The organism is Streptomyces tateyamensis (genome assembly GCF_003205575.1).
GTDB lineage: Bacteria > Actinomycetota > Actinomycetes > Streptomycetales > Streptomycetaceae > Kitasatospora > Kitasatospora tateyamensis.
In genome coordinates this window covers 1-9747 of sequence record NZ_PYBW01000154.1, presented here as the reverse complement: position 1 = coordinate 9747, position 9747 = coordinate 1, and the positions used below count along the sequence as shown (strand labels likewise).

Sequence of the window (9747 nt, the reverse complement as noted above, 5' to 3'; positions counted from 1 at the left end):
CTTGCAGTGCACGTCGGCGGTGGCGGTGGCGATCTCGGTGGAGGAGGGGGCGGCGCCGGGCCAGGAGTTGGTCATGGCGTCGATCGAGGTGGCGAAGGTGAAGCCGGCCGCCTTCATGCAGGTGCTCCACTTCTGCTGCACGGCCAGCACGGTCGGGTCCGCGTCCACCGTGCTGCCCAGCGAGGCGGCGAGGTTGTTGGCGTAGTTCGGGTCGCGCGGTGCCGGCGGTCCGCCCTGGGCCAGCTGACGGTTCGCCTGGCCCAGGCAGCCGCCCTGCGGCACCGCCTTGCCCCCCACCTCGGTCGGCCCGGACCCGGTCAGCAACTGCTGCGCGTCCTGCGGGAGGTTCACCGGCGAGGCGGCGGGTGCGGGGGCGGCGCTCTGGGGCAGCCGGTAGCCGTGTGCGCGGGCCGCCTGCTCGTCGGTCGGTCCGAACAGCCCCGCGTTGAGGTGGGAGAGGTCCGGCTCCGAGGCCTTGAGGGGCAGTTGGACGCTCAGGCCGAAGCTGCGCAGGCAGGAGTTCTCCAGCGCGATCCGCGCGTTGTCCAGCGTGAGCTTCTGCGCCGGGGTCGGCCGGTAGGCGTCCAGCGGGAGTTGGAAGTCCTTGACGGTTCCGGTCGCCGGATCCGCGTACCCGGTCTTCAGCGCAATCGACGGCGCTCCCGACGGGTGCGCGTACGCCGACGCGGGTGCCGCCCCGGGCGCCGCCTGCTGCGACGTGGCGCACCCCGCCACGGCGAGGGCAGCGAGCAGTGCTGCTGCGGCCGAGCCAAGTTGACGGTACGTCATATGCCATCCCCCTGCGGAGGCCTGGCGTGGGGGCGGGGCNNGCGGAGGCCGGGCGTGGGGGCGGGGCCCGCCGCACCCGCACGCCAGGCCGGCCCGACTAGTACCAGGTGTTCGCCATCAGGTTGTTCTTGTACGGCGCGGGCAGCACCGGGAAGTCGACGCCCGGGTCCACCTCCAGCGGGTCGGACGGCTGGTACGTCTTGGACGCGTCGCAGTCGCTGCCGATGTGGTTGATGAACAGGAACGCGGTGTAGTTCGCGCTCTGATTCTTCGCGCCGGCCTCGTTGTTGGCCAGCTGGTCGCGGTTGCTGAACACGTAGGCCGTGTAGTTCGGCGCACAGAACCCGCCCCCGTGGTCCGGGTCGGCCAGGCTGATCGAGCCGCCCTGGTGGCCCGAGTTCTCCCAGTAGCACAGCGCACTGCCGCTGCACCCCGGCCAGGCGGTGGCCGCCGAAGCGGTCTGCGGCGCGATCATCAGGCCGGCCGCCGTGATGGCGCTCACGCCGACTGCGGCCGCGATTTTCCGAATGCCCACCAGAAAACTCCTCCGTCGTGGGGACCCTTGAGGCACGAAGGATTCCGCCGTGGAGTTTTTGTGGTCAAGGTCCGGCGCCGGCGCAGGGAGCTTTCAGGACAGCGGAGTTCGAGCGCCCGAGTCGATCCCGGCCGGGCTGTGGCTGCTGCGGGCCGGGCCGTCTCGGGTGTGCGGGGGCGCGAACGTTGTCCGAATATCTGTGCGAAGTGTGAGGGCCGCACCGGGCCGTGCGGACGGGCGGTCAGCTAGCGTCGAACTCCCCGGCGGCGACGCCGCGGACGAAGCTCGCCCACGCGGAGGAGGGGAAGTTGAGCTGCGGGCCATGGCGGTCCTTGCTGTCGCGGACGGGGACGACGGGGGCGAGGTTGAGGGCGACCTCGACACACTGGCCGCCGTCCCCGTCGCTATAGGTGCTCTTCCGCCAGGCCGCCTTCTGGAAGGAGTAAGTGAGGTGCTGTGACGGGAAGCTGATGGGCACGTTGACGAGTCCTCTCATGGCACGGCGGATCAGTCGGGCGGTGTCCGATGCCGAGAGCGACTCCGCCCGGAGCCGATCATAGGACCGCGAGCGCGCCTTGATGGTGTCGTGGTCGTTAGCGAAATACCCCTTGCTCATGCTCTCCGAGTACGCCCACTGCTCGCCTCCGGGCAAGGTCAGCAGCGTGAAACCTGAGGTGGGGCCGCCGCGTTCGCCCAGACTGAAAGGGGCGACCTGTACCACGATGTTGGGGCGCTCACCGAGGTCCAGCACGTGCTGCAGTTGCTCGCGCATGGCGGTCAGGCCGCCTACCGGACTCCAGATGATGCCCTCATCCAGGACTTGCACGAGCTGCGGGCCGTCGGCCTTGAGGAAGCGCCTTCGGCGACTCATGCGCGCCGCGATGCTGTTGGCGAGTTGCTCGTCCGTCGCCTCTGGCCTGGCGAATCGGAACAGCGCCCGCGCGTACTCGGGGGTCTGCAGCAGTCCTGGCAACCGCTTGAGGTCGTAGCCGCGGATCAAGTCCGCCTTCTCCTCCAAGCCGGCGTACCGCTGGAACCAGTCCGGGTGCACGGCCTCTCTGTCCCAGTCCACCTCCTCGAACGCCCGCACCAGTGCACCGCCCGCGTCGAGCCGGTGGTCCACCCACTCCACATACTCCCGGTGCGGCTTGCGCTGGGCGCCCTCGAACCTGCTCAGCAGGGAGTCGTGGCACTTGAACTCCCTTGCCAGCGCCGCGTTCTTCACGCCGCGTAGGCGCCGCCAGTCCCGCAGCAGCCAGCCGAAGGACTCGGGTGTCAGCGGCAGGTGCTCACTCGAACGCCCAGTCGGCATGTCCCCACCTCTTGCTCGCGTTTCCCTGCCCGAATCCCGCTGGCAAGGCCCAGATCTGGCCAACGTACTACCCACTGCCGATGCTTGGTGACAGGTTGCGACGAAAGGACCGGTAGTGGAGAAGCGCGACGGCGGCTCGCAGTTGGCCGCGATCATCGAGTCCAAGCGGGCCGAGGCGGAGGAGGTGCTGGCCGACCTGCTCGACCTGCTGCGGCGTGCCGGGGTCACGCTCCCGTCGGCCTGCCTGGACCGGCAGGAGCGGGGGTTCACCGGCAACGTCCTACTGGACCTGGGCCGGATCCGGGTGGACCACGCGCGGACGCTCTGCGGCGTGCTCCGCAGCGGACTCGACGCCGGCGGGCCGGCGTGACCGCCCCGCGCTGGCGCACCTGGCGCCGCCGGATCGCGGACTGCCCGCTTGGCTGGCCGAACTGCCCCTTCTGCAAGCCCGCCTGAGGGGGTACCGGATGTACCAGTACAGCAGCAGGCGCCAGAGCCTGATGACCCTACGCACTTACCGCCTGACCGCCGCCGGCCACCGGATCGAGCTCTCCCGCGAGACCGTCCGCCTCGGCGAGCCCTACACCCCTCCGATCTCCGGCGAGTGGCCCGCGTGCGGGTGCTGCCGCTGCGTGGTGGCGGAGGAGGGAGGATCTCCGTTCTGACGGGCCGTGGAAGCGCGCCGGGCGCCGACCGGATTTGGCCGGTGCCCGACCCACCTCCCCTCAGGCAGCCCCGGGAGTTCGCCCAGTGCTCCACCTGCTGTGTGACGCGCTACCCGTGGACCGGATTGGTCTTCTCGATCTGCCGGGCCAGCCAACGGACGTAGGGGTTCAGGTCGTGTTTCTCATCGCCGTCGAAGACGTCCAAGGGAGCGAAGACACTTGGTGTGGTGATGAACGCCATGAAGACGTAGCCCAACTGGTCAAGGACTCGTGCGGGGCGCCGACCTGGTCCGCCGAGGACCTGCCGTGCCCAGCCGACGGCCAGTGCGGCGGTCTCCGGATCGGAGATCGGTTGGCGCCTCCTGGCTGACTTGAACGTCTGCCGTCGGGCCTTGGCGGGAAGCAGTTTCCACAATTCCCTTGCGCGCGGTCCCCGGACAATATCCTTCTCGCTGAGCGTGGTCATCACATCCGATCGGTTTCCGATTTCCGTACCCTACTCCGTGCCACAGCCGGCGGTGGGCCCACAGATCTGCTTGCTCGCCAGGCAGGTTGCGGCAGTGATCACCCTCGCGGCCGCGCCGGTTCGAGCAGCCGAGACTGCGCCCCTCCGATGGTCTTGAGTTCTCCCATCCGAGCGGCGAGGCCGCCGCCGACTGCCGTGAGCGCCGCGACCATCATCGTCTGATTGCCCCCTGCAGTGTCAGCAACTGCGTAGTAGGCGGCGGCTGACAGAGCGATCAGCGCCGCACTGGCCTGGGCACAGACCACGCAGCCGAGATACGTGGCGAACTTCACGACGGCTCCGAGGAGCTTGAGGCCATCCCCCAGCCACTCAAGCCACGGTTCGTTGAACAGGCCTGAGAAGTAGGCACCCGGGTCCATCAGGGCCCCGCCCACGCGAGCGGCGAGGTGAGTAACCCCGGAGATGGTATGGCCTAAACCGCAGATCGGGTTCCAGGGCCTTCGCCAGTGAAGGTGGGCACCCGGTTGGTTGTCACGCGGCGAGCGTGAGCCGAGATGATCAGCAGGGCCCAAGCCTCCGGGGCGGGCGGCGTTCAACGTGGGTATTCTCGCGCTGAATTCACATATGTGTGGTGACAGCGGAAACCCGCTCGAATGCCGCCAGGGTCGAGCATTTGAGTGTATGTCCGGTGGTCGACCGGATAAGAAACAGGGCCAGCACCAGTGCCAGCCAGAAGATCAGTACGAAAAGTCCCACTACGGGAAGCGGCTTGAGGCAGATGCCGAGTGCGATCGCGATCAGCATCCAGATGCCCAAACCAGGCCAGGAGTCACGGAGCACGACGGGCCAGGTGACTCGGTACTCCCGGACACCCCTCTGCAGAAGGTGCTCGATGTTGATGTGGGCCTTCGTGGCACAGGCGGCCTGGTCGACCAAGACGGTATCTCCTACCAAGCGGTCAGTGGGGCGCCCGGTTTCGGGTGCCCCACTTTCAGCTCTTGCCAGAGGCTCCTTGTGAAGCTCCCGATCGTACTGCCCCGCATAGTTCGCGCGACGCCGGAGGGCGAGGGGGTGGTGCCGCCACTGAGCGCAGCCTGTCCGGCACAGCCGGAAGCAACCTCCCTGGTCGACCCCGCTGGCCACCACCAGTGCCCCTCGGTACCAAGTCCGGGTCACGTCAGGCGGCGTCGAGTTCCTCGGCGGCGACGTTGTGGACGAAGGCCGACCAGGCGGCCGGGCTGAAGGCGAGCTGGGGGCCGTACGGGGCCTTGTCGTTCTCGCGGACCGGGATCATCGCGGCGAGGTTCATCGAGACCTCGCCGCATTCGCCGCCGTCGCTGGGCGTGCTGGTGTGCCACTGCATGCCGGACAGCTTTCCTCGGGTCGGTCGACCCCAAACTCCCCGGTGGCGACACCTCGGACGAAGGTCGCCCACGCGGCGCACGGCAACCGGAGTTGGCGCGCCCCGGCGGCCCCGGGCCGGTGACGCTCCGTCAGGCCCGACGCGCCGTCAGCCGCGCAGCTCCGTCAGCACCGCGTCCGTCAGCACCGGCCAGACCTCGGCAGCCCACGGGCCGAAGTTGCGGTCGGCCAGGGCCACGCAGGCGACGCCCGCCTCGGGGTCGACCCACAGGAAGGTGCCGGACTGCCCGAAGTGGCCGAAGGTGGCGGGTGAGGAGAGCGCGCCGGTCCAGTGCGGGGACTTGTGGGCGCGGATCTCGAAGCCGAGGCCCCAGTCGTTGGGCTTCTGGTGGCCGTAGCCCGGCAGCACGCCGCTCAGGCCCGGGAAGGCGACCTCGCGGGTGGCGGCCAGCACCGTGGACGGGTGGAGCAGGCGCGGGGCCATCAGCTCGGCGGCGAAGCGGGCCAGGTCGGCCGCGGTGGAGGTGCCGCCGGCGCCGGCCGGCGTGCGGTGGGTGGCCTCGATGGCGGTGGCGGTCATGCCGAGCGGCTGGAAGACCGCCTCCGCCGCGTACTGCGCGAACGGGATCCCGGCGGCCTCGGCGAGGGTGGCCGCGAGCACGTCGAAGCCCGCGTTGGAGTAGAGCCGGCGGGTGCCGGGGGCGGCCATCACCCGGTTCTCGTCGAAGGCGAGCCCGGAGGTGTGGGCCAGCAGGTGGCGCACCGTGGAGCCGTCCGGCCCGGCCGGGTCGTCCAGCTCGAAGACGCCCTCCTCGACGGCGACCAGCGCCGCGTAGGCCGTCAGCGGCTTGGTCACCGAGGCGAGCTGGAAACGGTGCTGCTGCGGTCCGTGCGTGCCCAGCAGCGCGCCGTCCGCACCCCGCACCACCGCCACGGCCGCCGTGTCGACGGGCCAGTCCTCGATCATCTTCAGGCTCTCCATGACAGGAATGATCGCAGGAGCCCGGACCACTGCGGCGACGGCGGGTCGGGCTTGCTTCGAGCGCACTCGAAGTGGATAGCGTCGAGACCGCCAGAACACAGCAACACGCGAGAGGCACCGAAGATGAGCAACGAGGCCACGAGCAAGCTGCCCACGGTCGAACTCGGTACCGGTGGCCCACTGGTGGGTGTGCAGGGCCTGGGCTGCATGGGCATGAGCGAGTTCTACGGACCCACCGACACCACCGAGGCGCTGGCCACCCTGGAGGCGGCGCTGGCCGCCGGGGTCACCCTGTTCGACACTGCCGACGTCTACGGCAGCGGCCACAACGAGGAGCTGATCGGCCCGTTCGTCCGGGCCCACCGCGAGCAGGTGGTGCTGGCCACCAAGTTCGCCATCGAGCGCCGCGCGGACGACCCGGCCTACCGGGGGGTGCGCAACGACCCGGCGTACATCCACGCCGCCGTCGACGCTTCGCTGCGCCGGCTCGGGGTGGACGTGATCGACCTGTACTACATGCACCGGCGCGACCCGAACGTGCCGCTGGCCGAGTCGGTGGGTGCGATGGCCGAGCTGGTCGCGGCCGGCAAGGTCCGGCACCTGGGGCTGTCCGAGGTGACCGGCCCGGAGCTGCGCGAGGCGCACGCGGTGCACCCGATCGCCGCCGTGCAGTCCGAGTGGTCGCTCTTCTCGCGTGACGTGGAGCGCAACGTGGTCGGCACCGCCGCCGAGCTCGGGGTGGCCTTCGTGCCGTACTCGCCGCTCGGCCGCGGCTTCCTGACCGGCTCCTTCGCCAACGCCGAGCAGCTGGCCGCGGACGACTTCCGGCGCAGCATGCCGCGGTTCACCGGCCCGAACGCCGCCGCCAACGCGGCGCTGGTCGCGCCGATCCAGCAGGTTGCCCAGGCGCGCGGGGTGACGACCGCCCAGGTGGCGCTGGCCTGGGTGCACCAGCAGGCCCAGGTGCACAAGCTGACCGTGGTGCCGATCCCGGGCACCCGCAAGCGCACCCGGCTCGCCGAGAACACGGCGGCCGCCACCCTCGAGCTGACCGCGGCCGAGCTGGCGCTGCTGGAGCCGATCGGCGGCGAGGTCGCGGGCAACCGCTACGCCGACATGAGGTTCAGCTCGGCGGGCCGGGAGTGACCCTGCGTCAGACCGGTGCGGGTCAGCCGGTCCGGTAGCTGACCGACTGGTAGTCCCCGAGCGCGATCGCGGCGAAGTTGTGCAGGCTCGCGGTGCCGTCGGCGAAGTAGCCCATGTGGCCGGCGGCACCCGCGGAGGAGATCTCCTCGGCGCCGAAGTCGGCACCGGTCGGGTCGGCACCGTGGCCCAGGCCCCCGACCTCCAGGTAGGGGACGTTGCCGATCCAGTCGCTCGGGTTGCGGGTGGCCCACACGTGCACCGCGGTGCCCAGCTCCTGGGCGCTGCTGACGCCCATGCCCGGGCTGCCCAGCACCACCAGGTCGGTGGTCTCGCCGCGCAGTCCGGGCGCCACGGTGCCGCAGACCACCGAGCCGTAGGAGTGGCAGAACAGGGCCGGCGGGGCGCTCGGCGAGCTGGTGACGGCCAGGCCCGCGAGCAGCCGCTGCAGCCGGGGCGCACCGGCGTCGGCCAGCCGCGAGGTGACCGCGTCGGGGCCCAGGCCCACCGGGGTGACGTAGCCGGTCCAGGCGACCACGGCGGTGCGGGTGCCGGGGGCCTGGCGCTGCTCCTCGGCGCGCAGCGCGCGGGCCATCCCGTCGGGGGAGCGCAGGGGCTCCAAGGTGCGGTCGAAGTGGCCCAGGTCGGTGTCGGAGCCGGGCACGATCACCGCGACCCGCTGGGCGGTGGCCAGGTCGCCGAAGACCTCGCTGGCCAGGCCGCGCCCGCGCGGGTCGAAGGAGAGGATCTGCCGGCCGGGGGTGAGCAGTGCCTGGCAGTCGTTGGCCCGGGAGACCGCCAGCGCGTGCTGGGTGGCGTCCAGCGAGGTGTCCGCCGCCTGGGCCTTGGCGTGCGCCACCTCCTGGCTGACGGCCAGTGCGTTGGCCTGGTAGCGCAGCTGCAGGGGGGCGCCGTCCAGGTTGCCGACCACCAGGGGGTAGGCGCGGGCCAGCCGGTCCTGCTGGGCGGGGGTGAGCGCGGCGAAGAAGGCGGCGACGGCGGCCGGCTCGGCGTTGGCCGGGTCGGGCAGCGGGCGGCCCAGCGAGTGGTCCTGCACCCAGGCGGCGGAGCCGGGCGGCGGAGTGGTGATCGCCACCTGCTCGTTGGAGGCGGCGGCCTGGGCGGCTGCCGCCCCGGCGTCGGCGAGCACCGCGCAGGTGGCGAAGGCCCCGATCAGAATCCGCTTCAGCCGCCTGCGCTGCATAGATCAACTCCTGGTGGTACGGCAGCTGGTCTGGCGACAGCCGGTCTCACTATTGCGTTCAATCGGCCAGCGTAGGTGCTCGGAAGCGCGGATGTGGACGCTTCAAACTGTGGGGTGAATCACAGCAGCCCTGAACCCGGTCGAGTCTACGGCCTGCGGCCGCCACCCGCCTGAGTGGGCGTCAGATGCCCCGCGCGGTGTCACTCCAGTCGGCGGCCAGCGCCGGCCCGAGCTGGTCCAGGTGGTGCTGGATCACCGCGATCAGGCCCTCGGGGCCGTCGTCCTCGGCCGGGCGCGCGGCGGCCCCGGCGGTCCAGGCCAGGTGGGCGGTGCGCACCGCGGCGCCGAAGACGGCTGCCAGCAGGCGCGGGCGCAGGTCGGCGGCCGGGTCCACGCCCTCCCGGGCGGCCAGGATCTCGGCCACCCGGCGCTCCTGGTCGGCGGAGCGGCGCAGGTGGGCGGCGAGCAGCGTGGGTGTGGTCTCGATCAGCTGGACCAGCTCCAGGGCCGCGGTGACCCCGCGCCCGGCCGGGTGGTGGCTGGCACTGAAGTCGCGCCAGGTGGCGCAGATCGCCTCGCGCATGGCCGGCAGCGGCGGCTCGCCGGCGGGGCGGGCCCGCAGCAGCTCGATGAAGTGGTCCTCGGCGTCCGACATGACCGCGAGCGCGGCTTCCTCCTTGTTGGCGAAGTACCGGAAGAAGGTGCGCTGGGAGACGTCGACGGCGGCGGCGATCTCGTCCACCGTGGTGCCGGCGTAGCCCTGGCTGAGGAAGAGCCGGTGCGCGGCGTCCACCAGGGCCTCGCGGGTGCGCTGCTTCTTGCGCTCACGCAGGCCGGTGGTGGCGGACTCTGCGGCCGCCGGGTCGGAGCCGGGGGCCGGGAACGCCGTGCTGGTGGGGGCCATGCGAACACGATAGCGCGGCGGGGGTTGGCACTGTTTGCCTGATGTCAGCGGCTGACATAATCTCGGCGAGACGGCGCCCGCGCGGCCGATGCGCTCCGTGGGGACGGGCGGGCCCGGGCGCCTTCTCACTCCTCCGCGGTCACCGCGGCCGCGGGCGGCTGCGCCGCCTGGCGCAGGCAGCGCGCCCGCTCCTCCAGCTCCAGCTCCGGGTAGTAGTCCCGCAGCCAGTCCATCGCCTCGGCCGGCGGCAGCTGCAGCTCTTCGAGCAGCCAGCGGGCCCGGGCCAGGATCTCTTCGCGCATGGGTGGATCGTCGCCGCCTGCCCGTCGCGCCGCGCGCCGGTTGCGCCGAACGGCCGAGGGCCGGCCTCCCCGATCGGGGAGGC

The 9747-nt window shown here is 71.5% G+C and carries 14 protein-coding genes; 3 read left to right on the top strand and 11 right to left on the bottom strand.

Going from position 1 to position 9747, the window contains the following annotated elements; translation table 11 throughout:
• From C7C46_RS30460 to C7C46_RS30450, 3 genes are all read right to left on the bottom strand, one after another.
• The coding region (locus C7C46_RS30460; RefSeq protein ID WP_146259271.1) for a hypothetical protein at positions 1-789 on the bottom strand (789 nt) is incomplete at its 3' end.
• A gap of 97 nt (positions 790-886) precedes the next feature.
• Entirely contained in the window at positions 887-1324 is a 438-nt protein-coding gene (locus tag C7C46_RS30455; protein WP_110673163.1) for a hypothetical protein, read from the bottom strand.
• Between the two features lie 241 nt (positions 1325-1565).
• Positions 1566-2636 (bottom strand): Scr1 family TA system antitoxin-like transcriptional regulator, encoded by a 1071-nt coding sequence (locus C7C46_RS30450; RefSeq protein WP_181442617.1) that lies wholly within the window; start codon positions 2634-2636, stop codon positions 1566-1568.
• Between the two features lie 115 nt (positions 2637-2751).
• Here C7C46_RS30450 and C7C46_RS30445 point away from each other — a divergent pair, with 115 nt between their 5' ends.
• Both C7C46_RS30445 and C7C46_RS35435 read left to right on the top strand, forming a co-directional pair.
• A complete protein-coding gene (locus C7C46_RS30445; protein ID WP_146259270.1) occupies positions 2752-3006 on the top strand; it encodes a hypothetical protein in 255 nt (84 codons plus the stop codon).
• Positions 3007-3136: 130 nt separating this feature from the next.
• Complete coding sequence (locus tag C7C46_RS35435) at positions 3137-3301, top strand: hypothetical protein (protein WP_181442616.1); 165 nt, start codon at positions 3137-3139, stop codon at positions 3299-3301.
• Between the two features lie 109 nt (positions 3302-3410).
• Here the strand turns inward: C7C46_RS35435 and C7C46_RS34490 are convergent, their stop codons facing one another.
• The 5 genes from C7C46_RS34490 to C7C46_RS30420 all read right to left on the bottom strand — a co-directional run bounded on the left by C7C46_RS34490 (position 3411) and on the right by C7C46_RS30420 (position 6111).
• Complete coding sequence (locus C7C46_RS34490; protein ID WP_146259269.1) at positions 3411-3767, bottom strand: hypothetical protein; 357 nt, start codon at positions 3765-3767, stop codon at positions 3411-3413.
• 98 nt (positions 3768-3865) lie between these two features.
• Complete coding sequence (locus C7C46_RS30435; RefSeq protein WP_146259268.1) at positions 3866-4186, bottom strand: hypothetical protein; 321 nt, start codon at positions 4184-4186, stop codon at positions 3866-3868.
• Positions 4187-4385: 199 nt separating this feature from the next.
• The gene (locus C7C46_RS30430; protein ID WP_110673158.1) at positions 4386-4703 is read right to left on the bottom strand and encodes a hypothetical protein; all 318 of its coding nucleotides are present in this window, start codon (positions 4701-4703) and stop codon (positions 4386-4388) included.
• Positions 4704-4944: 241 nt separating this feature from the next.
• Positions 4945-5130: a DUF397 domain-containing protein gene (locus tag C7C46_RS30425; protein WP_110673157.1), complete on the bottom strand. Its 186-nt coding sequence runs from the start codon at positions 5128-5130 to the stop codon at positions 4945-4947.
• Between the two features lie 147 nt (positions 5131-5277).
• Positions 5278-6111, bottom strand: a complete 834-nt coding sequence (locus C7C46_RS30420; RefSeq protein ID WP_110673156.1) for a serine hydrolase domain-containing protein — start codon at positions 6109-6111, stop codon at positions 5278-5280.
• A gap of 123 nt (positions 6112-6234) precedes the next feature.
• Here C7C46_RS30420 and C7C46_RS30415 point away from each other — a divergent pair, with 123 nt between their 5' ends.
• The gene (locus C7C46_RS30415) at positions 6235-7257 is read left to right on the top strand and encodes an aldo/keto reductase (RefSeq protein ID WP_110673155.1); all 1023 of its coding nucleotides are present in this window, start codon (positions 6235-6237) and stop codon (positions 7255-7257) included.
• Positions 7258-7279: 22 nt separating this feature from the next.
• Here C7C46_RS30415 and C7C46_RS30410 read toward each other — a convergent pair whose 3' ends face one another.
• The 3 genes from C7C46_RS30410 to C7C46_RS35430 all read right to left on the bottom strand — a co-directional run bounded on the left by C7C46_RS30410 (position 7280) and on the right by C7C46_RS35430 (position 9664).
• Positions 7280-8458 carry an alpha/beta hydrolase gene (locus C7C46_RS30410; protein ID WP_110673154.1) on the bottom strand — a complete coding sequence of 393 codons (1179 nt, stop codon included), beginning with the start codon at positions 8456-8458 and terminating at the stop codon, positions 7280-7282.
• 181 nt (positions 8459-8639) lie between these two features.
• Positions 8640-9362 (bottom strand): TetR family transcriptional regulator, encoded by a 723-nt coding sequence (locus tag C7C46_RS30405; protein WP_110673153.1) that lies wholly within the window; start codon positions 9360-9362, stop codon positions 8640-8642.
• A gap of 125 nt (positions 9363-9487) precedes the next feature.
• Positions 9488-9664, bottom strand: coding sequence for a hypothetical protein (locus C7C46_RS35430; protein ID WP_181442615.1), 177 nt, complete (start codon positions 9662-9664; stop codon positions 9488-9490).
• Positions 9665-9747 lie beyond the last annotated feature (83 nt).